At 64.8% G+C, this 23,048-nt stretch carries 24 protein-coding genes; 11 read left to right on the top strand and 13 right to left on the bottom strand.

Annotation, left to right across the window (positions count from 1 at the left end):
• Positions 1-83 precede the first annotated feature (83 nt).
• The 3 genes from MUO32_RS15940 to MUO32_RS15930 all read left to right on the top strand — a co-directional run bounded on the left by MUO32_RS15940 (position 84) and on the right by MUO32_RS15930 (position 3,431).
• The gene (locus MUO32_RS15940) at positions 84-1,886 is read left to right on the top strand and encodes an ABC transporter ATP-binding protein (RefSeq protein ID WP_257949348.1); all 1,803 of its coding nucleotides are present in this window, start codon (positions 84-86) and stop codon (positions 1,884-1,886) included.
• 9 nt (positions 1,887-1,895) lie between these two features.
• Positions 1,896-2,714, top strand: a complete 819-nt coding sequence (dapB, locus tag MUO32_RS15935) for a 4-hydroxy-tetrahydrodipicolinate reductase (protein WP_257949346.1) — start codon at positions 1,896-1,898, stop codon at positions 2,712-2,714.
• A gap of 81 nt (positions 2,715-2,795) precedes the next feature.
• On the top strand, positions 2,796-3,431 hold the full coding sequence (locus tag MUO32_RS15930) for a 2,3-bisphosphoglycerate-dependent phosphoglycerate mutase (RefSeq protein WP_257949345.1): 636 nt from the start codon (positions 2,796-2,798) through the stop codon (positions 3,429-3,431).
• A 52-nt stretch (positions 3,432-3,483) separates the two neighbouring features.
• Here MUO32_RS15930 and MUO32_RS15925 read toward each other — a convergent pair whose 3' ends face one another.
• Together MUO32_RS15925 and MUO32_RS15920 are read right to left on the bottom strand one after the other, a co-directional pair.
• Complete coding sequence (locus MUO32_RS15925; protein WP_257949344.1) at positions 3,484-4,356, bottom strand: bifunctional helix-turn-helix domain-containing protein/methylated-DNA--[protein]-cysteine S-methyltransferase; 873 nt, start codon at positions 4,354-4,356, stop codon at positions 3,484-3,486.
• A gap of 122 nt (positions 4,357-4,478) precedes the next feature.
• Complete coding sequence (locus MUO32_RS15920; protein ID WP_257949343.1) at positions 4,479-4,979, bottom strand: DUF2244 domain-containing protein; 501 nt, start codon at positions 4,977-4,979, stop codon at positions 4,479-4,481.
• A gap of 76 nt (positions 4,980-5,055) precedes the next feature.
• Here MUO32_RS15920 and nth point away from each other — a divergent pair, with 76 nt between their 5' ends.
• Positions 5,056-5,811, top strand: coding sequence for an endonuclease III (nth, locus tag MUO32_RS15915; RefSeq protein WP_257949342.1), 756 nt, complete (start codon positions 5,056-5,058; stop codon positions 5,809-5,811).
• Here nth and MUO32_RS15910 read toward each other — a convergent pair.
• Complete coding sequence (locus MUO32_RS15910) at positions 5,801-6,373, bottom strand: TetR/AcrR family transcriptional regulator (protein ID WP_257949341.1); 573 nt, start codon at positions 6,371-6,373, stop codon at positions 5,801-5,803. The genes nth and MUO32_RS15910 overlap by 11 nt on opposite strands.
• Before the next feature lie 84 nt (positions 6,374-6,457).
• On the opposite strand from MUO32_RS15910, the gene MUO32_RS15905 reads away from it, so the two are divergent.
• The gene (locus tag MUO32_RS15905; protein ID WP_257949340.1) at positions 6,458-6,883 is read left to right on the top strand and encodes a VOC family protein; all 426 of its coding nucleotides are present in this window, start codon (positions 6,458-6,460) and stop codon (positions 6,881-6,883) included.
• Here MUO32_RS15905 and MUO32_RS15900 read toward each other — a convergent pair.
• A complete protein-coding gene (locus tag MUO32_RS15900) occupies positions 6,866-7,591 on the bottom strand; it encodes a sulfate transporter family protein (RefSeq protein WP_257949339.1) in 726 nt (241 codons plus the stop codon). The genes MUO32_RS15905 and MUO32_RS15900 overlap by 18 nt on opposite strands.
• Before the next feature lie 158 nt (positions 7,592-7,749).
• Here MUO32_RS15900 and MUO32_RS15890 point away from each other — a divergent pair, with 158 nt between their 5' ends.
• On the top strand, positions 7,750-9,777 hold the full coding sequence (locus tag MUO32_RS15890; RefSeq protein ID WP_308311297.1) for a methyl-accepting chemotaxis protein: 2,028 nt from the start codon (positions 7,750-7,752) through the stop codon (positions 9,775-9,777).
• A gap of 15 nt (positions 9,778-9,792) precedes the next feature.
• On the opposite strand, the gene MUO32_RS15885 is transcribed toward MUO32_RS15890, so the two are convergent.
• Entirely contained in the window at positions 9,793-10,848 is a 1,056-nt protein-coding gene (locus tag MUO32_RS15885; RefSeq protein ID WP_257949338.1) for a lysine-2,3-aminomutase-like protein, read from the bottom strand.
• Entirely contained in the window at positions 10,845-11,909 is a 1,065-nt protein-coding gene (gene epmA, locus MUO32_RS15880; RefSeq protein ID WP_257949337.1) for an EF-P lysine aminoacylase EpmA, read from the bottom strand. The genes MUO32_RS15885 and epmA overlap by 4 nt, the downstream gene beginning before the upstream one ends.
• A gap of 150 nt (positions 11,910-12,059) precedes the next feature.
• Between epmA and efp the strand changes: the two genes are divergently transcribed.
• Together efp and MUO32_RS15870 are read left to right on the top strand one after the other, a co-directional pair.
• The gene (efp, locus tag MUO32_RS15875; RefSeq protein WP_257949336.1) at positions 12,060-12,629 is read left to right on the top strand and encodes an elongation factor P; all 570 of its coding nucleotides are present in this window, start codon (positions 12,060-12,062) and stop codon (positions 12,627-12,629) included.
• Between the two features lie 122 nt (positions 12,630-12,751).
• Positions 12,752-13,744 (top strand): adenosine kinase, encoded by a 993-nt coding sequence (locus tag MUO32_RS15870; protein WP_257949335.1) that lies wholly within the window; start codon positions 12,752-12,754, stop codon positions 13,742-13,744.
• On the opposite strand, the gene MUO32_RS15865 is transcribed toward MUO32_RS15870, so the two are convergent.
• Positions 13,737-14,276, bottom strand: a complete 540-nt coding sequence (locus MUO32_RS15865) for an SH3 domain-containing protein (protein WP_257949334.1) — start codon at positions 14,274-14,276, stop codon at positions 13,737-13,739. The two genes, MUO32_RS15870 and MUO32_RS15865, sit on opposite strands and share 8 nt — an antisense overlap.
• 182 nt (positions 14,277-14,458) lie before the next feature.
• On the opposite strand from MUO32_RS15865, the gene MUO32_RS15860 reads away from it, so the two are divergent.
• Complete coding sequence (locus tag MUO32_RS15860) at positions 14,459-15,463, top strand: D-glycerate dehydrogenase (RefSeq protein ID WP_257949333.1); 1,005 nt, start codon at positions 14,459-14,461, stop codon at positions 15,461-15,463.
• Here MUO32_RS15860 and MUO32_RS15855 read toward each other — a convergent pair.
• Genes MUO32_RS15855 through recF form a run of 3 tightly spaced genes read right to left on the bottom strand, consistent with a single transcriptional unit; the run spans position 15,460 to position 17,818 of the window.
• Positions 15,460-15,933, bottom strand: a complete 474-nt coding sequence (locus MUO32_RS15855) for an N-acetyltransferase (protein WP_257949332.1) — start codon at positions 15,931-15,933, stop codon at positions 15,460-15,462. The two genes, MUO32_RS15860 and MUO32_RS15855, sit on opposite strands and share 4 nt — an antisense overlap.
• Complete coding sequence (locus MUO32_RS15850) at positions 15,930-16,697, bottom strand: molybdopterin-synthase adenylyltransferase MoeB (RefSeq protein WP_257949331.1); 768 nt, start codon at positions 16,695-16,697, stop codon at positions 15,930-15,932. Before MUO32_RS15850 ends, MUO32_RS15855 begins: the two co-directional genes overlap by 4 nt.
• Complete coding sequence (gene recF / locus MUO32_RS15845; RefSeq protein ID WP_257949330.1) at positions 16,694-17,818, bottom strand: DNA replication/repair protein RecF; 1,125 nt, start codon at positions 17,816-17,818, stop codon at positions 16,694-16,696. The genes MUO32_RS15850 and recF overlap by 4 nt, the downstream gene beginning before the upstream one ends.
• 219 nt (positions 17,819-18,037) lie before the next feature.
• Between recF and MUO32_RS15840 the strand changes: the two genes are divergently transcribed.
• Positions 18,038-18,715, top strand: coding sequence for an HAD family hydrolase (locus MUO32_RS15840; RefSeq protein WP_257949329.1), 678 nt, complete (start codon positions 18,038-18,040; stop codon positions 18,713-18,715).
• Positions 18,716-18,719: 4 nt separating this feature from the next.
• On the opposite strand, the gene MUO32_RS15835 is transcribed toward MUO32_RS15840, so the two are convergent.
• Positions 18,720-19,334 carry a TetR/AcrR family transcriptional regulator gene (locus MUO32_RS15835; RefSeq protein ID WP_257949328.1) on the bottom strand — a complete coding sequence of 205 codons (615 nt, stop codon included), beginning with the start codon at positions 19,332-19,334 and terminating at the stop codon, positions 18,720-18,722.
• Between the two features lie 98 nt (positions 19,335-19,432).
• On the opposite strand from MUO32_RS15835, the gene MUO32_RS15830 reads away from it, so the two are divergent.
• On the top strand, positions 19,433-19,669 hold the full coding sequence (locus MUO32_RS15830; protein WP_257949327.1) for a hypothetical protein: 237 nt from the start codon (positions 19,433-19,435) through the stop codon (positions 19,667-19,669).
• A 51-nt stretch (positions 19,670-19,720) separates the two neighbouring features.
• Here MUO32_RS15830 and dnaJ read toward each other — a convergent pair whose 3' ends face one another.
• Positions 19,721-20,848 carry a molecular chaperone DnaJ gene (gene dnaJ / locus MUO32_RS15825; protein WP_257949326.1) on the bottom strand — a complete coding sequence of 376 codons (1,128 nt, stop codon included), beginning with the start codon at positions 20,846-20,848 and terminating at the stop codon, positions 19,721-19,723.
• Positions 20,849-21,089: 241 nt separating this feature from the next.
• Positions 21,090-22,991, bottom strand: coding sequence for a molecular chaperone DnaK (gene dnaK / locus MUO32_RS15820; protein ID WP_257949325.1), 1,902 nt, complete (start codon positions 22,989-22,991; stop codon positions 21,090-21,092).
• Between the last annotated feature and the right edge of the window lie 57 nt (positions 22,992-23,048).

Here is a 23,048-nt window from a genome sequence, read left to right as displayed (position 1 = left end):
AAAGGCCGACCGACACCCTATAGAGCGGCCACAGCGCCGGTTTAGGCCGGCTGCCCGCGAGATCGTGCAGGAAAGTCAGTCTATTGGCCGATAAGAGTCGTCCCGAGCGCCCCCACGTCAGCTCCGACACCGTCACCACCGTGCTGAAGCGCGTCATCGCCGAGAACGGCCGTGACCACATCAAGGGCTACGGCCTTGCCGTGATCAGCCTCGCGATCGTCGCCCTCACCACGGCCTTTACCGCCTGGATCATGGAATCGGTGGTCAACGAGGCGTTTGCCAACAAACGCGCCGACCTCGTCATCCTGATCTGCGGCTCGATCTTCGTCGCCTTCGTGCTGCGCGGCTTTGCGACATATTTCCAGGCCGTCATCCTCGCGAAGATCGGCAACAATATCGTCGCGCGCTACCAGCGCCGCCTCTATTCGCATCTGATGGCGCTCAGCGTCGGCTTTTTCTCGGAATCGCGCTCGGCCTATCTCGCCGCCCAGATCAGCCAGAACGTCACCGGCATCCGCGACGTGCTCAACATGACGGTGACGTCGGTCGCGCGCGACTTCCTGACGCTCATCGCCCTCATTGCGGTAATGCTGTCGAAGGACTGGATCCTGACGCTGATCGTCTTCTTCGTCGCACCGCCGCTGCTCATCGGCCTGCGTTATGTCTCCAAGCGCCTGCGCAGCGCCACGCGCGAATCCGTCGAGCTCAACAGCCACGTGCTTGGCGCGATGCAGGAGACGGTACAGGGCATCACCATCGTCAAGGCTTTCACCATGGAAGCCCAGCTGAGGGACAAGGTGGAGGGCATCATCGCGCGGGCGGAAAACCGCTCGAACCGCATTGCCCGCCTGTCGGAACGCACCGCGCCGATGACGGAAGCCTTTGCAGGCTTCGCCATATCGGGCGTGCTCGGCTACGCCGCCTACCGCTCGATCTATGGCGGCATCCTGCCCGGTGCCTTCTTCTCCTTCGTCACGGCGCTCCTGATGGCCTATGAGCCGGCCAAGCGCCTTGCACGCCTGCAGGTCTCGCTGGAGCGCGCGGTCGTCAATGCCCGCATGATCTACGAAATCCTCGACCTGGCGCCCCGCCAGGCCGACCGGCCGGATGCCAAGGCGCTTGTCGTCTCCGATGCCACGATCACCTTCAAGGATGTGCATTTCGGCTATTCGGAAACCGAGACGATCCTCAAGGGCCTGAACTTCACCGCCGAGGGTGGCAAAACCACGGCCCTCGTCGGCCCCTCGGGTGCGGGCAAATCCACCGTCATCAGCCTCATTCCGCGCTTCTATGATCCGGCCGAGGGCGAGATCCTGATCGACGGGCAGGACATCGCCCATGTGACCAAGCAGTCGCTGCGCAACGCCATCGCCTATGTCTCGCAGCAGCCCTATCTCTTCGAGGGCACGATCCGCGACAACATCCGCTACGGCCGTCCCGAGGCGACGGATGCAGAGATCGAGGAGGCGGCGCGCCACGCCTATGCGCATGACTTCATCCTCGCCCAGCCGCTCGGCTACGAGACGCCCGTCGGCGAAAACGGCGTGACGCTCTCCGGCGGCCAGCGTCAGCGGCTGTCGATCGCGCGGGCGCTGGTGCGCAACGCACCGATCCTGCTGCTCGACGAGGCGACGTCCGCGCTCGACACCGAATCGGAACAGGCCGTGCAAAAGGCACTGGACGAAGCGATGAGCGGGCGCACCGTCGTCGTCATCGCGCACCGCCTGTCGACGGTCGTGCGCGCCGACAAGATCATCGTCATGCAGGACGGCATGGTCGTCGAGGAAGGCTCGCACCAGGCGCTTGCAGACCGGGAAAACGGTCTTTACGCTCGCCTCAACAGCCTGCAGGCCCCCGCGGCAAATACCGGCAAGAATGCAGAATAGGGACAAGACATGAGCGGCACCGCAATGAAGCTGGTCGTCGTCGGCGCCGCCGGCCGGATGGGCCAGACGCTGATCCGCACCATCCACGCCATCGAGGGCGCTGAAGTCTTCGCCGCCATCGAGCGCGAAGGTTCGCCCTTTATCGGCCGTGACGCGGGGGAACTGGCCGGTCTCGGCCCGATCGGCGTTGCCATCACCGACAAGCCGCTCGAAGCCTTCGTCGCCGCCGAAGGCGTGCTCGATTTCACCGCGCCCGCCGCGACCGTCGATTTTGCCGGGCTCGCCGCGCAGGCCCGCATCGTGCATGTGATCGGCACCACCGGCTGCTCGGCTGACGACGACGAGAAGATCAAGGCGGCCGCCCGCCATGCCCGTGTGGTCAAGTCGGGCAATATGAGCCTCGGCGTGAACCTGCTGGGCGTTCTCGCGGAAACCGCCGCCCGCGCGCTCGGCCCGGCAGACTGGGACATCGAGGTGCTGGAAATGCACCACAGGCACAAGGTCGATGCGCCCTCCGGCACCGCGCTGCTGCTCGGCCAGGCCGCCGCCAGGGGTCGAGGCATCTCGCTTGCGGACAATTCCGTGCGCGTGCGCGACGGCCATACCGGCGCGCGTCCCACGGGTACGATCGGCTTTGCCACGCTGCGCGGCGGCTCGGTCATCGGCGAACATTCGGTCGTGATCGCCGGCGAAGGCGAACTGGTAACGCTGTCGCACAGCGCGACGGATCGCGCGATCTTCGCGCGCGGCGCCGTGCAGGCGGCACTCTGGGCGCGCGACAAAAAGCCCGGCCTCTATTCCATGCTCGACGTGCTCGGGCTCAATTGAAACCTTTGTTCAACAGCGCATCGTTTGCTCCGAAAACCGGTATCCACTTTTCGGAACGATGCTAATCGGGAGACAGACCCTATGAGCGGAACCCTCGTCCTCGTTCGCCACGGCCAGAGCGAATGGAACCTGAAAAACCTCTTCACCGGCTGGCGCGACCCTGATCTTACGGAGCTTGGCGTCGAGGAAGCCAAGACCGGCGGCAAGGCCATTGCCGAAACCGGCATCAAATTCGACATCGCCTTCACCTCCGATCTCTCGCGCGCCCAGAAGACGCTGACGATCATCCTCGACGAGATCGGCCAGCAGGGCCTGGAAACGATCCGCGACCAGGCGCTCAACGAACGCGACTACGGCGATCTCTCCGGCCTCAACAAGGACGACGCCCGCGAAAAGTGGGGCGAGGAGCAGGTCCATATCTGGCGCCGCTCCTACGACGTTCCGCCGCCGGGCGGCGAAAGCCTGCGCGACACCGGCGCGCGCGTCTGGCCCTACTACCTCACGGAAATCCTGCCCCGCGTGCTGCGCGGCGAAAAGGTGCTGGTGGCCGCGCACGGTAACTCGCTACGCTCGCTGGTGATGGTCTTGGACAAGCTCACCAAGGAAGAGATCCTGAAGCTCAACCTCGCGACCGGCGTGCCGATGGTCTACACGCTGAATGCGGATTCCACGGTCAAGACCAAGGACGTTCTCGGCGACATGTCGGGCGCGCACTGAGCCTTCTCGGCAGACCAGACAAAAGGCCGGCGTTTCGCCGGCCTTTTTGTTGTCACGCCTTGCCCGATTCCCATCCGAGCATCGCCCGCTTGCGCGTCAGGCCCCAATGGTACCCGGTGAGCGCCCCGCTTTTGCCGAGCGCCCGGTGGCAGGGCACGACGAAGGAGATGGGGTTCCGACCGACGGCAGCGCCCACGGCACGCGAGGCGGTCGGCTGCCCCAGCGTTTGCGCGATGGACGAATAGGTGACGGCGCAGCCCATAGGAATGCGCAGCAGCGCCTCCCAGACACGCACCTGGAAATCCGAGCCGATCAACACGATCCTGAGCGGCGCCTTGGGGTCCCAGCGGGTGGGGTCGAAAATGCGTTCGGCATAGGCGGCGGTCGCCTCGCTGTCCTCGACATAGGCGGCATTCGGCCAGCGCGAGGACATGTCCTCGAACGCATCCTCGCCGCCGGGCTCGTCGGCGAAGGCGAGGCCGGCAAGGCCACGGTCAGTGATCATGACGAGCGCCCGCCCGAACGGCGACAGGTGAAAGCCGTAGCGGATCGTCAGTCCCGCGCCCCGCGCCTTCCATTCGCCCGGCGACATCGCCTCGTGCGTGACGAACAGATCATGCAGACGGCCGGGGCCGGACAAGCCGACCTCGAAGCTGGTTTCGAGCAGCGGCAGCTCTTCCTGGCGCAGCAGGCGCTTGGCGTGGTCGAGCGTCACGGCCTGCAGGAAGGCTTTTGGCGAAAGGCCGGCCCAGCGGGTAAACGTCTTCTGGAGCTGCGTCGGCGACTGGCCGAGCCGGCCTGCAATGTCTTCCAGACCCGGCTGCTCGCGATAATCGTCCGTGATCATCTCTATGACCCGGCGGACGGTCGTGTAGTCGTCGCCCTCGGGGGTGATGTCGGTTTGCAACGTCGCGGCAATGTTCATCGTTCTTCTCCTGTGCCGCCAGAAAAGCATGGCGCACGCGCGCTCGCCACCCGATTCCTGCCTTCAAGCAATTCCAGCCAAGGTATGAAGCGTTTTGCGTCCGGAATTGCGAAACGCAAAGCTCAGTAGCCGCGTTTAACGCGGGCCAATGCGCCGGAAAAGGCCGAGGCGAAGCGCTCGCGATCGTCGAGCGGCAGGAAAGTACCGACATCGGTCTGGCGTCCGTTGCCGCATACATGCATGGCGGTGATACCGATCTTGGCCTTGCGCGAGACGAGGAAGCGCGCCCAAAACGGGTTGAAAATGTGCTCCGTCTCGCGGCCCGACGGGCTGATCTTGCGGATGGAGATATTGGTCCGCGACAGCGACACCACCTCACGCGCCTTGGCCGCCCTGTTGTTCAGCCAGAAGGCGCCGAACAGCGCGAGGAAATCGAGGCCGAAGAACAGCACGACCGGCCAGGCACCCGATATCAGGAACACCGCCATATGGGCGAAGCTCAGCGCGCCCGCGATGAGGAAGAAGATGCGATGCCCGTTGCGCCCGAGCGACCGGTAGGGGTGCAGCTCGGCGGAGAAGACCGGCAGGTCGTTCATCGTGATGTCGGCGTTGCCTTGCGTCATGCGCCAAGACTATAAGCATGTCGCGCAAAAGTGTGTAGCGGTTTTGCGGCGACGACATGCGCCCTGCGGAAGCATCATGGAAAACGGAAAGATCAAAAAGGCGGTGACGCCTCGCCGCAAGGCTCCAACCCGGCCGAAAAGCCTCTACTCGCAGGACGATCTGAGGGAGATCTTTCGTCGCTTCTCCATCCAGCGGCCGGAGCCGAAGGGGGAACTCGAACATGTGAACCCCTTCACGCTCGTCGTTGCCGTCGCCCTTTCCGCCCAGGCGACGGATGCCGGCGTCAACAAGGCGACGCGCGCGCTCTTTGCAGTCGCCGACACGCCGGAGAAGATGCTCGCGCTCGGCGAGGAGAAGGTGCGCGACTACATCAAGACGATCGGCCTCTACCGCAACAAGGCCAAGAACGTCATCGCGCTCAGCCGGATGCTCGTCGAGCAGTTCGGCAGCGAGGTGCCCCGCACCCGCGAGGAGCTTGTGATGCTGCCAGGCGTCGGGCGCAAGACGGCGAATGTCGTGCTCTCCATGGCCTTCGGGCAGGCGACGATGGCGGTCGACACGCATATCTTCCGCATCGCCAACCGCCTGCGCCTCGCCCCGGGCAAGACACCCGACGAGGTGGAGGGCAAGCTGATGCAGCTCATCCCGGACGAGTATCTCTACCACGCCCATCACTGGCTGATCCTGCACGGCCGCTATTGCTGCAAGGCACGCCGGCCGGAATGCGAGCACTGCGTCATCGCCGATCTCTGTCGATCGCCGGAAAAGACCTGTGACGTGCCCGCAGCCCTCGTCGAGCTGCCGCCGCAGCTTTACGGCCCTACGCCCTGAGGCCGTCGATGAGACCTGATATCGCCGCTTCATAGGCCTTGCGGTCCGCGCCTCCCTCGATCGCGATGGCCGCACGGTCGAAGGCGGCGGAGAGCAGATCCGTCAGCGCCTGGAGTTTTCCGGCACCGACATCCGGTCCGAGCAGGTCGGAAAGGCCCGCTTTCAGCGTGCCCTCGGCATTTTCCCGGTCTATGGCGACGGTGCTGTCAAAGCCGATGACAGCAGGAGCTTCCAACAGCAGCAGGCGTGTACGGCCGGGCTCGGCCATCGCGTCGAAATAGGCGCGAGCACCCGATAGCAGCGCCTCGCGGGGCGAGCCCGCCGGCATCGAAACCGTCTCGATATGCGTGGCCACGGCCTCGGCCTCGCGCTCCAGCGTTGCGCGAAACAGCGCCCGCTTGTCCTCGAAATGATGGTAGAGCGCGCCGCGCGTCACGCCGGCTTCCGCCGCGATGTCCGGCGTCGCCGTCTCCGCATAGCCCTTCTGCACGAAAAGCCGCCGCGCCGCTTCGATCAGGGCGAGCCGCGTCGCCTCGGTGCGTTCCTTGTTGCTGCGTACCATCTCGCCTCTTTACATACAAACTGAATGTATGTTAATTGATAAAAACATACAGACTGTATGTTATTTCGAACGAAAGGGAAAGAGATGAAGACGACCAGCTACTATCCCGTGATCATGACCGACGATGTCGCCGGCACGGCAGCGTTCTATGAAACGCATTTCCGGTTCGAAGCCCTCTTCACCAGCGACTGGTACATCCATCTCCAGTCGAAGGAGGACGACAAGGTGACGCTCGCGGTGCTCGACGGCAGCCACGAGACGATCCCCGCCATCGGGCGCGGCAAGGTTTCCGGCCTGCTGCTCAACTTCGAGGTCGAGGATGTCGACGCCGTCTACGATGCCGTGCGCGCCGCCGGCCTGCCGATCCTGCGCGAGATCAGGGACGAGGATTTCGGGCAGCGCCACTTCATCACCGCCGATCCGAACGGCGTGATGCTCGACGTGATCAAGCCGATCCCGCCGAGCGCCGATTATGCGGCGCTGTACGACGCGTCAGTTCTGCCGCACTGAGAAATCCCGGTCCTTGCGGCTCAGGGCCTTGTGGAGATGCACCATGAGGCCGGCCGCGAAGAGCGGCGTCAGCAGGTTGACGATGGGAATCGCCAGGAAGGCCGCGATCAGCAGGCCGCCCAGCAGCACCGTCGCGGCATGTTTGGACCGGAACAGCCGTGCCTCGGCCGGCGAGCGAAAACGCATAGCGGCAAATTCGAAGAATTCACGGCCGAGCAAGTAGCCGTTGACCGCGAAGAAGGCGACGAGGTTGACGCCCGGAATGAACAGCAGGAACAGTGCGACGAGGTTGCCGAGAAGGACGATGCCGAGGAACTTGATCGAACCCGATATCGCCTGACCCATCGGCAGGGCGATACCGGGCTTTTCCGTGGGATAGTCGCGCTTCTCGATAACCTCGGCGACATCGTCGAGGAAGAAGCCGGCGATGATGGCCGTGACGGGAGCGAGCAGGAGCGCAAGGCCAAGCGCCAGTCCGATGCTGGCGATGAGGCCGAAGACGATGGTGAGCCAGCCAGCCCAATCGGGCAGGTCGGGCATGAAGGCACCCTGCAGCCACGGCCAGGCAAAGGCGATGAAGGTTTCGCGAAGCCCGAACCAGATGACGACAAGGGCAAGCAGCGTAAGGCCCAGAACCTTCCAGAAGACGCCGCGCGTTTCCGGGGCGAAAAGATTGGCCAGCGAAAGCCTGGCAGCGTCGAAGATCATCGCAAACTCCTGTTCGCCACCGCATGTAGGGTGTGGAAAAGCACCCGGCAAGGCAGGAGGTCGGAACGTCGCATTAAGCGGACGTTAAAAGACCGTCCCTAGACTTTTGCGCACCCGCACGAAGCCGTGCCGTCGCCCCCAACAGCCAGGGAACTGTCATGCGTAATGTTCGGATCAGCAGGCTCCTGCCCGCCCTCTTCGTCCTCATGGTGGTGCTGGGTGGCCTGCAGGGCGCCGTCGCCTTTCGCTCGCTTTCGGCGATGACCGGCCATATCGAACGCATCGGCACGGATCGCATGCCGCAGATGAGCCGTATCCTGCAATTGAGCCACGCCTTTTCCGAGCTGAACGCGACATACTCCGAACACCTGCTATCGATGGATCCGGACGAGATCGGCCGTATCGAGGCGCGCATCAAAGAGCGCAGCGACGCCTTTGCCGGCATGGTCGACAGCTACGGCGCCGCCAATACGGGCGACGCGGCGACGAAGACGGAGGTGGACGGCATCAAGGCGACGCTGAAGACCTATCTCGACGATTCCGCAAAGCTCATCCAGTTCTCCGCCATCGCCGCCAAGGGGCCGGCGCTGGAAGTCTACAAGGGGGCGATGCAGGCGAGCGCCGACGCGATCACCGCCGCGCTGAACGACCTTGTCGCCCGCACCCAGAAGGTGACGGACGAGACGATCCTGTCCGCCCGCGCCGAGGAAGGCTCGGCCTTCGCCCTGACCTGGGCGTCGCTTGCCGCGGCCATGGGCCTCGCCATTGCCGCCATCTTCCTCGTCAACCGCCGCGTCGTGACGCCGCTCAACGCTCTCGGCGCCGCGATGAAGCGGCTGGCCGAAGGCGACACGGCCGTCACCATTCCGCATGCCGACCGCACCGACGAGATCGGCGAGATGGCCGGCACCGTCGCCGTCTTCCGTGACAATGCGGCCGACCGCCAGCGCCTGGAGCGCCAGAGCGAGGACGATCGCCGCCGCGCCGATGGCGAGCGCCAGGCGCGCGATGCCGAGCGCACCCGCGACAGCGGCCGCGTGCAGGAGGCCGTCGCAAGCCTCGCCGACGCGCTCGGCAAGCTCGCATCCGGCGACATGACCTGCCGGATCGAAAAGCCCTTCGACGGCGATCTCGACCGCCTGCGCGAGGATTTCAACGCCTCGGTCTCACGCCTCAGCGATGCGCTGCGCGAAGTCGGTGAAAACGCCCGTGCCATCGATGCCGGTGCCAGCCAGATCCGCGCGGCCGCAGACGACCTGTCGCGCCGCACCGAGCAGCAGGCCGCCGCCGTCGAGGAAACCGCCGCGGCACTCGAGGAGATCACCACGACCGTCAAGGATTCCACCAGGCGGGCGGAGGAGGCCGGCGCGCTGGTCGGCCGCACCCGCACGGGGGCTGAGAAATCCGGCGAGATCGTGCGCCGCGCCGTTTCGGCCATGCAGGAGATCGAAAAGTCCTCCAGCGAGATCACCAGCATCATCGGCGTCATCGACGAGATCGCCTTCCAGACCAACCTTCTGGCGCTGAACGCCGGCGTGGAAGCGGCGCGTGCCGGCGAAGCGGGCAAGGGTTTTGCCGTCGTCGCACAGGAAGTGCGGGAACTGGCGCAGCGCTCCGCCAAGGCGGCCAAGGAGATCAAGGCGCTGATCAACACTTCCGGCGATCAGGTGCGCACCGGCGTGTCTCTGGTCGGCGATACCGGCCGCGCGCTGCAGACCATCGTCACCGAGGTGCAGGAGATCAACAGCCACGTCGTGGCGATCGTCGAGGCGGCACGCGAACAGTCGACCGGCCTTCAGGAGATCAACACGGCCGTCAACGCCATGGACCAGGGCACGCAGAAGAACGCAGCCATGGTCGAGGAGACGACGGCGGCAAGCCACGGCCTCGCCTCGGAAGTGCAGGCGCTGAACGCGCTGATCGGCCGCTTCAATGTCGGCGGCAGCACGGCGGCCGGCCGCTCGATGCAGGCGCCGCATCTCCACATCGTCCCCTCCACGCCGGCACCGCCGGTCGTGCCGGAGGCGACGGTCACCCGCAAATCCGTGGGCCAGTGGAACATCAAGGCCGCTTCCACCAAGTCTCGCCCGGTCGGCTCACCCGCCCTTGCCCTCAGCGAAAAGCTCGCCGGAGCGCTGGGCGTGCGGCAGGACAAGGGCAATGACGGGGACTGGGAGGAGTTCTGAGAGAGGCCGTCTGGCCTAACTCGCCTCCGGCGGATAGGGATGCGACCCGCCACGGAAGTCGCGCAGGCGAAAACAGCCGTCATCCGCCTCTTCCACGGCCATCGAATCCGCCCGCACCTTGCCGTGCCCGCCGGGTATATCGAGAATGTAGGCCGGTTGGCAGAGCCCGGAAACACGGCCGCGCAGGCGCTCCACCAGCGCACGGCCCTCCGCGAGCGTCAGACGGAAATGCGCCGTGCCGGGCGCAAGGTCCGGATGGTGCAGGTAATAGGGTTTCACCCGGTTCTCGACGAAGGTCCGCATCAGGGTTGCCAGCACGTCGGCATCGTCGTTGACGCCCCTCAACAGAACCGTCTGGCTGATCATGACCATGCCGGCATCGACGATGCGGGCGATGGCGGCGCAAGCATCGGCGGTGAACTCGCGCGGATGGTTGGCGTGCAGCGCCACATATGTCGTCTTGCCGGAGGCTCTTAACGCCTCGATGAGTGCGGCATCGATCCTGATAGGATCAACAACCGGCACCCGGGTATGGAAGCGCACGATCTTCACATGAGTGATCGCGGCCAGCCGCTCCATCATGTCGCGCAGGCGGCGCGGCGAGAGCACGAGGGGATCGCCACCGGTCAGAATGACTTCCCAGATTTCCGGGCGACCGGCGATATAGTCGATTGCCGCATCGAGCGCTGCGGGCGACAGCGTACCAAGACCGTCCGGCCCGACCATCTCGCGGCGAAAACAGAAGCGGCAATAGACCGGGCAGACATGCACGGCCTTCAGCAGGACGCGATCCGGGTAGCGGTGCACGATGCCTTCGACGGGGCTGTGCGCGAGATCGCCGATCGGGTCGGCCCGCTCCTCCGGCAGCGTCAGCAATTCGGCGGCGTCGGGCACGAACTGGCGGGCGACGGGATCGAATGGATCATCGGCATCGATGAGCGCGACGAGCGACGGCGTGACGGCCACGGCGTATCGTTCGGCGACGGCCGCCGCCCGCGCACGCTCGTCTTCCCGCACAAGGCCGGCGGCGACGAGTTCGTCCACGGTGGAGAGGCTGCGCGCGGCCGTCACGGCGCCGTCTCCGCGACGGGCGCCCAGATCACCTGGTCGATGCGCGACGCCCCCGTCGCCAGCATGACGAGCCGGTCGAAGCCGAGCGCGATGCCGCTCGCCTCGGGCATCGCGGCAAGGGCGGCGAGAAAGTCCTCGTCGAGCGGATAGGTCTCGCCATAGACGCGTGCCTTCTCTACCATTTCCAGTTCGAAGCGGCGGCGCTGCTCGGCGGCATCCGTCAGTTCGCCAAAGGCATTGGCCAGTTCCACGCCGCAGGCATAGAGCTCGAAGCGTTCGGCGACGCGTCGGTCGTGCGGCGCGGGGCGGGCAAGCGCTGCCTCGGCGGCCGGGTATTCGCACAGTATGGCGGGGCGGCCGAAGCCGAGTTCCGGCTCGATCTTTTCCACCAGCACGCGGCTGAAGAGGTCGGCCCAGGTATCGTCGCCGGCAACACGCAAGCCCGCCGCCCGCATGGCCGCGGCGAGACATTCCCGGTCCGTCGACCCGTCCGGATCGATCGTGGCAAGCAGGTCGATGCCGGCATGGCGCCGAAACGCGTCGGCCACCGTCAGCCGCTCCGGCGCGAGCTGCGGATCGCAGGTGGCGCCGCGATAGGTCAGCGTGGAAACACCCGTGATCTGCGCCGCAAGCGCCAGCATGTCCCCGCAATCCGCCATCAGCACGTCATAGGCCTCGCCGACGCGATACCATTCGAGCATGGTGAATTCCGGATGGTGCAGCGGCCCGCGCTCGCGGTTGCGATAGACATGGGCGAAGCAGGCGATGCGCTGCTCTCCGGCTGCCAGCAGCTTCTTGCAGGCGAATTCCGGCGAGGTGTGCAGGTAGAGCGGCGTTCTTTCGCCCGAATGGCCGATGGCTTCGGTCTGGAAGGCGTGCAGATGCGCCTCGTTGCCGGGCGAAACCTGCAGCGTCGCCGTGTCGACCTCGATGAAATCGCGCGCGGCAAACCAGCCGCGCAGCGCCGCCTGGATGCGGTTCCGCGCCATCAGGAACGGCCGACGGTCGGCATGGACGTCTGGCGTCCACCAGGGCGAGGGTTTTTGGCTTGCTGCGCTCATATGACAGGTTTCTTGGGCCTTACCGGCGGGAAGACTGGTCTTTTGCCGGGATATAGGATAGTTGCGGCCCCGAATACGCATTTTCAGCGTTCGGGAAGCGTCCTCAGGCGGTCCTCTACGACGCGAACCATTCACTTACAAGGAAGACTTATGGTAAAGATCATCGCCTCTTCCGTCCGCAAGGGCAATGTCCTCGAGGTCGAAGGCAAGCTCTATGTCGTGCTGACGGCGCAGAACTTCCACCCCGGCAAGGGCACGCCGGTCACGCAGGTCGACATGCGCCGCATCTCCGACGGCGTGAAGGTCTCCGAACGCTACCGCACGACCGAGCAGGTCGAGCGCGCCTTCGTCGAAGACCGCGAGCACAACTTCCTCTACGAGGATGGTGAAGGCTACCACTTCATGAACCCGGAAAGCTACGACCAGCTGACCATGTCGATCGACGACATCGGCGACCTCAAGGCCTACCTGCAGGAAGGCATGACCGTCATCCTGTCGGTGCATGAAGGCGTCGCCATCGCCATCGACCTGCCGCGCCACGTCACGCTCGAAATCGCCGAGACGGAACCGGTCGTGAAGGGCCAGACGGCATCCTCCTCCTACAAGCCGGCGATCCTGTCGAACGGCATCCGCACGCTGGTGCCGCCGCACATCTCGGCCGGCACCCGCGTCGTCATCGCGACGGAAGACGGCTCCTACGTCGAGCGCGCCAAGGACTGATCCGCATTGCGGACAGCGAAGCCGCCCGCCGGAAACGGCGCGGCGGCTTTTTTTCTTCCAACTGCCGGAAAATCCGTTAAGACCGAATACCGGCTCTTACCCAATCGAGACGGATACCCCGCATGACAAAATTCGACGTGCTGACGGTCGGCAATGCCATCGTCGACATCATCGCGCGCTGCGACGAAAACTTCATCACGGACAATGGCATCATCAAGGGCGCGATGAACCTCATCGACGCCGAACGGGCCGAACTGCTCTATTCCCGCATGGGCCCGGCGCTCGAAGCCTCCGGCGGAAGTGCCGGCAACACCGCCTCTGGCGTGGCGAGCTTCGGCGGCAAGGCCGCCTATTTCGGCAAGGTGGCGAACGACCAGCTCGGCGATATCTTCATCCATGACATCCGCGCCCAGGGCGTGCATTTCGAGACGAAGCCGCTCGCCGGCACGCCGCCGACCGCCCGCTCGATGATCTTCGTCACGCCCGACGGCGAGCGCTCGATGAACACCTATCTCGGCGCCTGCGTCGAGCTCGGCCCCGAGGATGTCGAGGAACAGGTCGTCGCGGACGCCAAGGTCACCTATTTCGAGGGCTACCTCTGGGATCCGCCGCGTGCCAAGGATGCGATCCGCGAATGCGCCCGCATCGCCCATGCCCATGGCCGCGAAATGTCGATGACGCTGTCCGACAGTTTCTGCGTGCACCGCTATCGCGGCGAGTTTCTGGACCTGATGCGCTCGGGCACCATCGACATCGTTTTTGCGAACAAGGCGGAAGCGCTGGCGCTCTATGAGACAGACGATTTCGAAGAGGCCCTGACGAAGATTGCACAGGATTGCCGGCTTGCGGCGGTGACGATGAGCGAGGAAGGTTCGGTCATCCTGACGAAGGGCGAGCGGACGAAGGTGGATGCGATCACGATTCCAAGCGTCGTCGACACGACGGGTGCGGGCGATCTCTATGCTGCCGGCTTCCTCTATGGCTACACGGCCGGCCGGTCGTTCGCCGATTGCGGCCGGCTCGGCAGCCTGGCCGCCGGCCTGGTCATCCAGCAGGTCGGCCCCCGCCCGCTGCAATCGCTGGCGGCGGAAGCGAAAAAGCTGGGCCTTATTTGAAGGCTTCGCCGGGATAGGCGCCCCAGATCTCGTTCTGCGAGACCCAGCCGGCCGTGCCGTCCACTTCGGCGCGGCACCAGTCACCATTGCATTCGCCGACCTTGACGACGACGCCGGGCTGGATTTTTGCGATCAGCGTCGCGTTGGGCATGCCTTCGCGGCGCATGTTGACGAAGATGTTTTCCCCCTTGCCGCGCATCCACGGCGCTGTGACGGCCGTACGCTCGCCCGACAGCAGCGCCTGGTTGACCCAACCTTCCGTTCCGTCCGCATCGCGGATGCGGCGCCAGTTATCGTATTCCTGAATGATTTCGACCGGCACGCCGGATTTCAGGTAGCGCCAGGCCACCGCATAGTCGACGCTCGGGCCGACGCGCAGGTTGACGCTCTTCGCCTTGAGGCTGACGAAGCGCGGCAGTGGCAGGCCACTCGGTCCCTTGGCCGCCTGGGCATGGGCGGACTGGAGGCCTGCAACGGAAACGAGGAGGCCCGCTAGGGCGACAAGGCTGAGACGCACGACAAGGTTACGCATGGATGATCCGCACAAGATTTTGAGGGGGCATCGGGCTGCCATGCCGGTCAGCGGTAGCAAATCGCGGTGACCGCACGACGGGCGGATTGTCTTCGCGACCGGGTCTGGTAGAAAATGCCCCTGATGAAGCAATCCTTGCCCAACTTGGTTAAGGACCCGTCAACAGGACGCCGGAACATCCCATGACGCAGAAGAAAAAACCGAAGGTCTATATCACGCGCCGCCTGCCCGAGGTGGTGGAGACCCGGATGCGCGAACTGTTCGACGCAGAACTCAACATCGACGACACGCCGCGCACCCAGCCGGAACTCGTCGCCGCCGTGAAGAGCGCCGACGTTCTGGTGCCCACGCTGACGGACCGGATCGATGCCGCCCTCATCGAACAGGCCGGGCCGCAGCTGAAACTGATCGCCTGTTTTTCCAACGGCGTCGACAATGTCGACGTGGAGGCCGCCGCCAGGCGCGGCATCACCGTCACCAACACGCCGAACGTGCTGACCGAAGATACGGCCGACATGACGATGGCGCTCATTCTCGCCGCGCCCCGCCGCCTCGCCGAAGGTGCGCGCATCCTGACCGACCGCAAGGGCGAATGGGCCGGCTGGTCGCCGACCTGGATGCTCGGCCGCCGCATCTGGGGCAAGCGCCTCGGCATCATCGGCATGGGCCGCATCGGCACCGCCGTCGCCAAGCGCGCCAAGGCCTTCGGCCTCTCGATCCACTACCACAACCGCCACCGCGTGCGTCCGGACACGGAAGACGCGCTGGAAGCGACCTACTGGGACAGCCTCGACCAGATGCTGGCGCGCGTGGATATCGTCTCGGTCAATTGCCCCTCGACGCCTGCCACCTTCCACCTGCTCTCCGCACGCCGGCTCGAGCTGATGCAGCCGACGAGCTACATCGTCAACACGGCGCGCGGCGGCATCATCGACGAGACGGCGCTGATCAAGTGCCTGAAGGAAGGCAAGATCGCCGGTGCAGGCCTCGACGTCTTCGAAAACGAGCCTGCGGTCAATCCGAAGCTCCTGAAGCTCGCAGCCGACGGCAAGGTCGTACTCCTGCCGCATATGAGCTCGGCGACGATCGAGGGCCGCGTCGACATGGGCGAGAAGGTCGTCATCAACATCAGAACCTTCTTCGACGGCCACCGCCCGCCGGACCGCGTGTTGCCGGGCCGGATCTAGTCCAGCACCTTGCGCATCTCGATGGAAGTCGGGCGGGTGAAACCGGGATGGGCGTTTTCGGCCGTCCTGACGAAACCCCACCGCGCGAAGGTCGCGTGATTGCCGACAAGCTCGATGCGTGTTTCGAGGCGAAGTGCCGGGAGCTGCCGCTCCCGCGCCGCCCTTTCAGCCGCCGCCAGCAACAGCCGCCCGACGCCCCTGCCCTGAAAGGCCGGTGCGACCGCGAGCTTGCCGATGTAGAGCGTTTCGGCTTCCGGACGGCAGAAGATGCAGCCGAGCAACGTTGGCCCCTCCAGGGCGGCGTAGGCGATTTCCGTGCATGCTTTCGCGGCAAGTGAGGCCGGTGTCAGCAGGCGCGCAGACGACGGTGGATCGATGACGCCGTCCATGGAGGCGAAGGCGTCGAGGATGAGCGCCAGCAGATCCTCCCATCTGGTAAAGCCTTGTCCGAGCCGGACGATGTCCGTCATGCGCCGGCGGCCTTGCGCCGCGCATATTTCAGCGTCTCGAACCGGGCGGCGAGACCATCGTAGAGCAGGAGGCGGCCGACCAGCGGCTCGCCTGCGCCGGCGACGAGCTTGATCACCTCCATCGCCATCAGCGTGCCGACGACGCCCGTCAGCGCGCCGACAATGCCGGCTTCCGCGCAGGCCGGCACGACGCCCGGCGGCGGAGCGGATGGGAAGAGATCGCGGTAGCCGGGATTGAGGCGGCCATCCGCTGCCGTCTCATAGGGCTTCAGCACCGTCAGCGAGCCATCGAAACGGCCGACGGCGCCGGTCACGAGCGGGATGCGGGCCGCTTCCGCCGCATCGGCGGAGGCGTAGCGCGTATCGAAATTGTCGGAGCCATCGACGAGAAGATCATAGCCGGCTAACAACCGGGCCGCATTCTCCGCGGTCAGCCGCTCGGCGACGCCGGAAAAACGCACATGCGGGTTGAGGCGCGCGACGGCGGCTTCCGCGCTTTCGATCTTCGGCACGCCCAGGTCGGCGGTATCGTGGATCACCTGACGCTGCAGGTTGGAAAGCGACACCGTGTCATCGTCGAGCACGCCGATATGGCCGATGCCGGCGGCCGCCAGATACTGGATGACGGGGGCGCCGAGCCCGCCGGCCCCGACGATGAGCACATTGGCCTGCTTCAGCTTCTGCTGGCCCGCGCCGCCGATTTCGGCGAGCACGATATGGCGGCGGTAACGGTCGATCTCTTCGGCGCTGAGGGGATCGGTCATGTCAGGATGCCTCCGTTCGAGACGGTGAGGAATTGCGCCCGCTCGCCGAGCGCATCGAACATCGACCGGTCCGTTCCGGTCATGAAGGACTGGCCACCGAGCGCATCGACCCGGTCGAAGAGGGCGGCGCGGCGGCCTTCGTCGAGATGGGCGGCGATCTCGTCGAGCAGCAGCACCGGCGCATGGCCGGTCATGCCCGCGACAAGCCCGGCATGGGCGAGGATGAGGCCGATCAGGAGCGCCTTCTGCTCGCCCGTCGAGCAACGCTCGGCCTCCATGTCCTTCTCGCGGTGGCGGATGAGCAGGTCGGCGCGGTGCGGGCCTTCCAGCGTGCGGCCGGCGCTCGCGTCGCGGTAGCGCCCGCTTTGCAGCATGTCGAGATAGATTTCCTCGATCTCGTAGGCCGGGCGCTGCCATTCCCCGTCGAGGAAACCGGAGAGCCGCAGGGCGGCGGAGGGGAAAGGCCCGTCGTCGCGCGCCGCCTCCACCAGACCGGAAAGCAGGCCGACCAGTTCATGGCGGGCATGCGCCATGGCGATGCCGAGTTCGGCCATCTGTTTTTCCAGCGCCGTCAGCCAGGCGGCATCGGGCCGATGATCCGACAGCAGCCGGTTGCGGCCGCGCATCGCCTTTTCGAAATCCGCCGCGCGGCGGCCGTGCTCGGGATCGAGCGACAGCACCAGCCGGTCCAGGAAACGACGGCGGTCGGCCGAAGGGCCGGTGAAGAGACCGTCCATGGAGGGTGTCAGCCAGACGACACGCAGATGATCCAGCAGCTCGTCGACGGTCTTGACGGATGTGCCGTTGAGGCGGAGTTTTCGCGCCTGCCCTTCCTCGCCGCCTTCCGTGCCGGTGCCGATATCGACCTCGCCCATCATGCCGTCGAGCGCGGCGAAGACGGAAAAGCCTCCTGCACTGCCGGCTCGCGGCACATCCCCGTAGGCAGCGCGACGAAGACCGCGGCCGGGCGAGAGGAAGGAGACCGCCTCCATGAGATTGGTCTTGCCTGCTCCGTTCTGCCCCGTCAGCACGACATGCCGGCCATCGAGCGACAGCGACAGGCCCGCATAGTTGCGGAAATCCGTAAGCTTGAGGCGGGAAAGGAAAACCTTGTGCGGCATGGTTCGAGAGCTAGAGCATTTTTCACCGAAGTGGAATCACTTGTCGGCGCATTCTGTGGAGAGCAACAGAAAGATGGGGTGGCGGGGGCCGGGGATCAACATTGAAGGCGCTCCAGGGGACACGATGGCGTGAGGCCGGTTGCCTGCCTGCGTGCGAGGGGGTAATCCAAAACTCCCGCCGCGCTTTGCTCCTCCCCTTCCAGCCAGCAGGTCTGCCTCTTGTCCTCTTCCGCACGCCCCGTCTTCGACCGCAGCTTTTCCGCCTTCCTGTTCGACATGGACGGCACGATCATCAATTCCATTCCGGCGACCGAACGCGTCTGGAGCAACTGGGCGCGCAAGCACGGGCTCGATGTCGCGACCTTCCTGCCGACCATGCATGGCGTGCGCGGCATCGATACGATCACGCGGCTCGGTCTGCCCGGCGTCGATCCCCTCGCCGAGGCCAAGGAGGTCGAGCAGGCGGAGATGGAGGATGTCGAGGGCATCGTGCCGATTGCCGGCGCGATCCAGTTCCTTTCGGCGCTGCCGGCCGGCCGCTGGGGCATCGTGACCTCGGCCCCGGTGGCGCTCGCCCATCGCCGCCTTGCGGCAACCGGCATTCCGCTGCCGACGGTGATCGTGACGGCCGATGACGTGACCAGGGGCAAGCCGGCCCCGGACGGGTATATCCTCGGTGCCACGCGTCTCGGCTTCGATCCCGCCGATTGCCTGGTCTTCGAAGACGTGCCGGCCGGCATTCTCGCCGGCGAAGGCGCAGGCGCCCATGTGGCCGTGATGACGGCAACGCATCATCACCCGATCGAGACCAGCCATCCGCGGCTGAAAAGCTATGAAGGCTTTGCTCCGGAGGTGGACACGGACGGCAAGCTGCGGCTCGTCCGCACGGACGGCTAAAATTTCAGGCGGCCGGCTTCGACGCGATGCCTGACAGCACCGTGTCGACGACCGCGTCGATCTCCTCGTCGGAGACATCCAGCCGTTCGGTCAGGAGCCGCCCCCAGGCGAAGCTCGACAACAGTTCCGTAATCAGCTCGGGCCTGACCCCCGCGCGCACCTCGCCGCGCGCCTGCGCCTTCTCGATGATCTTTCCGCTCTGGCAGCGGCGGTCGGCCATATAGGCCGAAAGGGCGGCAAGGGCCGCGGGCTCGGCCTGCGCCTTTGCCACCACGCAGCGAAACACCTCGCCACTTGTGCCCTCCCGCCAGGTGGTCAGCAAGCCGGAGAGATAGGCCCGCAGGTCTCCCCGGATCGTACCCGTGTCGGGGTAGATGAAGTTCACGCGCTTGCGGCCGTGATAGACATCGAGCAACAGCGCGGCCTGGGAGGGCCACCAGCGATAGATCGTCGGCTTGCCGGCCCGTGCGCGCTTGGCCACCGCCTCGATGGAGAAGCCGTTCAGCCCGTTTTCCAGAAGCACGGCCTCCGCCGCCGCAAGGATCGCAGCCTCGCTCTCGGGATTGCGCATGGCGCCGATCGAGCGGCGGGCGGGTGTGGTTTCGACGACGTCGGACATGGCGTTTTCCTTTTTTATCCGTGTAGCACGAAAGGTACTTGAACGGAACGTTTCGTTTCTATATAAACGAAACGTTCCGTTCTATAAAGGCTCCTCCCATGACCACCCCATCCGCTCCCCGCAAGCTTTCCAAACTGCACCTCGCACTCGCCATGCTGCTGCCCGTCTACCCGCTGATCACCACGATCCTCTACATCGTGCTGCCGCTGACAGAGGGCTGGACGATCTGGCAGCGCACGGCGGTCATCGCGCCCGTCATGGTCTTCGCGATGGTCTTCTTCGTCTCGCCCTTCGTGCAGAAGCGGTTTTCGAATTTCATCCTGCGCGCCGCATGAAAAAAGCCGGGGTCTTTCGACCCCGGCTTGTCTTTAATTCTCTCAAAGAGATCAGCCCTCGAAGAATTCCTTCATCCGCGCGAAAAAGCCTGCGGATTCCGGATTGTTGTCCTTCGAGGAAATCTCGTCGAATTCCTTCAAGAGTTCACGCTGGCGCTTGGTCAGCTTCTGCGGCGTCTCGATCTGGATCTGGATATAGAGATCGCCGACCTGGCTGGAGCGCAGCACCGGCATGCCCTTGCCCTTGAGGCGGAACTGCTTGCCGGCCTGGGTGCCCTCCGGCACCGAGACACGCGACTTCGTACCGTCGAGCGTCGCCACATCGAAGGTGCCGCCAAGCGCCGCCGTCGTCATCGAGATCGGCACGGCGCAATAGAGATCCGCGCCATCACGCTGGAAGAATTCGTGCGGCTTCACCGACAGGAAGATGTAGAGGTCGCCCGCAGGCCCACCGCGAACGCCAGCCTCGCCCTCGCCGGACAGGCGAATGCGCGTGCCGTCCTCGATGCCGGCCGGAATGTTCACCGACAAGGAGCGCTCTTCCGTGACGCGACCATTGCCGTGGCACTTGGTGCAGGGATCGGTGATGGTCTGGCCGCGGCCATGGCAGGTCGGGCAGGTGCGTTCGATCGAGAAGAAGCCCTGGGCTGCCCGCACGCGACCGGAGCCCTGGCAGGTGGCGCAGGTCTTCGGACTGGTGCCAGGCTTGGCGCCGGTTCCGGTACAGACATCGCAGGTGATCGACGTGGGAACGCGGATCTGCGCCGTCTTGCCGGCATAGGCCTCTTCCAGCGAGATTTCCATGTTGTAGCGCAGGTCGGCGCCGCGCTCGCGCCCGCCGGAGGACCGACGCTGGCGCCCGCCGCCCATCATCTCGCCGAAAATGTCTTCGAAGATGTCGGAGAAACCGCCGCCCTGGAAGCCGGCACCGCCACCGCCGCCCATGCCGCCCTGCTCGAAGGCCGCATGGCCGTACCGGTCATAGGCCGCGCGCTTCTGCGGGTCCTTCAGCGTCTCATAGGCTTCGTTGACTTCCTTGAACTTGTGCTCGGCAGAGGCATCGCCCGGATTCTTGTCCGGATGATACTTCATCGCCATCTTGCGGAAGGCGCTCTTCAGCTCCTTCTCGTCGGCGGTCTTGGAAACACCAAGCGTTTCGTAAAAATCAGCTTTTGCCATTCGGGTTCACGTCCGTTTCGTAGGAACGGTCTTCTTGTTCTGGACCTGGGAGCTTGCCTTAACCTGCACGCCTGAAAAGCGCGCATGCAAAAGGCGGAAGCCGGGCGAAAGGAAGGCCATGACATCGTCACCGCTTAGAACGGGCGTGATCATCCTGGCCTTGTTCCCTTCGCGCTGACTTCCGCCTTCTTGCTATCCACTTGCGCCGACCGCGAAAAACGCGGCCGGCTTGTCTGGAGGCTTAGGCCGACTTCTTGTCGTCCTTGACTTCCTCGTAGTCGGCATCGACGACATTGTCGCCGGCCTCACCCGAGGATGCGGCCTCTTCGGCCTGCTGGGCCTCGTAGATCGCCTGACCGAGCTTCATGGATGCTTCCATGAGCGTGTTGGTCTTGGCCTTGATGTCTTCGGCATCGGGCTCGGAGGCTTCGACAGCGGTCTTGAGGTCGGCAATCGCGTCCTCGATGGCCTTGCGATCCTGCTCCGTGACCTTGTCGCCATATTCCTTGAGCGACTTTTCCGAGGAGTGGACCAGGCTTTCGGCCTGGTTCTTCGCCTCGACGCCCTCACGGCGCTTCTTGTCGCTCTCGGCGTTGGCTTCGGCGTCCTTCACCATCTTCTCGATGTCGGCGTCGGAGAGGCCACCGGAGGCCTGAATCCGGATCTGGTGCTCCTTGCCGGTGCCCTTGTCCTTGGCCGAAACCTGCACGATGCCGTTGGCGTCGATGTCGAAGGTGACTTCGATCTGCGGCATGCCGCGCGGGGCCGGCGGAATGCCGACGAGGTCGAACTGGCCGAGCGACTTGTTGTCGGCAGCCATTTCACGCTCGCCCTGCGAAACGCGGATCGTCACGGCCGACTGGTTGTCTTCGGCGGTCGAGAAGGTTTGGCTCTTCTTCGTCGGGATCGTCGTGTTGCGCTCGATCAGACGGGTGAAGACGCCACCCAGCGTTTCGATGCCGAGCGACAGCGGGGTCACGTCGAGAAGCAGCACGTCCTTGACGTCGCCCTGCAGAACGCCGGCCTGGATGGCGGCGCCCATGGCGACGACTTCATCCGGGTTGACGCCCTTGTGCGGCTCCTTGCCGAACAGCTGCTTGACGACTTCCTGCACCTTCGGCATGCGGCTCATGCCGCCGACGAGAACGACTTCGTCGATCTCGGCCGCCGTGACGCCGGCATCCTTGAGGGCTGCCTTGCACGGCGCAACGGTGCGCTGGACAAGATCGTCGACCAGCGCTTCGAACTTGGCGCGGGTCAGCTTCATCGTCAGGTGCTTGGGGCCGGAAGCGTCCGCCGTGATGAACGGCAGGTTGATTTCGGTCTGCTGCGAGGACGAGAGTTCGATCTTGGCCTTTTCGGCAGCTTCCTTGAGGCGCTGCAGAGCGAGCTTGTCGTTCTTCAGGTCGATGCCCTGGTCCTTCTTGAACTCGGCCGCCAGGTACTCGACCAGGCGCATGTCAAAATCTTCACCGCCGAGGAAGGTATCGCCGTTGGTCGACTTCACTTCGAAGACGCCGTCGCCGATTTCCAGGACCGAGATGTCGAACGTGCCGCCGCCAAGGTCGTAGACGGCGATGGTCTTGCCGTCCTTCTTGTCGAGGCCGTAGGCGAGCGCTGCGGCCGTCGGCTCGTTGATGATGCGCAGCACTTCAAGACCGGCGATCTTGCCGGCATCCTTGGTTGCCTGGCGCTGCGCGTCGTTGAAGTAGGCGGGAACGGTGATGACGGCCTGCGTGACCTTTTCACCGAGATAGGATTCGGCGGTTTCCTTCATCTTCTGAAGGATCATCGCGGAGATCTGCGAAGGCGAATAGCCGGTGCCCTGGGCCTGAACCCAGGCGTCGCCATTGTCGCCCTTGACGATGTTGTAGGGAACGAGACCCTTGTCCTTTTCGACGAGCTTGTCGTCGTAGCGGCGGCCGATGAGGCGCTTCACTGCGAACAGGGTGTTTTCCGGATTGGTGACGGCCTGGCGCTTTGCCGGCTGGCCGGTCAGGCGCTCGCCATCATCATTGAAGGCGACGATCGACGGGGTCGTGCGCGCACCTTCGGCATTTTCGATGACCTTCGCGTCCTTGCCGTCCATGACGGATACGCAGGAATTGGTCGTCCCGAGATCGATACCGATTACTTTAGCCATGTCATTCTCTCCTTCAAGCGAACTGCCGGAACCCATTCAGGCATTCTGTTGGCAGCC

The sequence above is a fragment of the Shinella sp. CPCC 101442 genome (assembly GCF_024704725.1).
Taxonomy (GTDB): Bacteria; Pseudomonadota; Alphaproteobacteria; order Rhizobiales; family Rhizobiaceae; genus Shinella.
The sequence above is the reverse complement of the archived record's forward strand: the minus strand, read 5'-3'. Positions and strand labels throughout refer to the sequence as shown.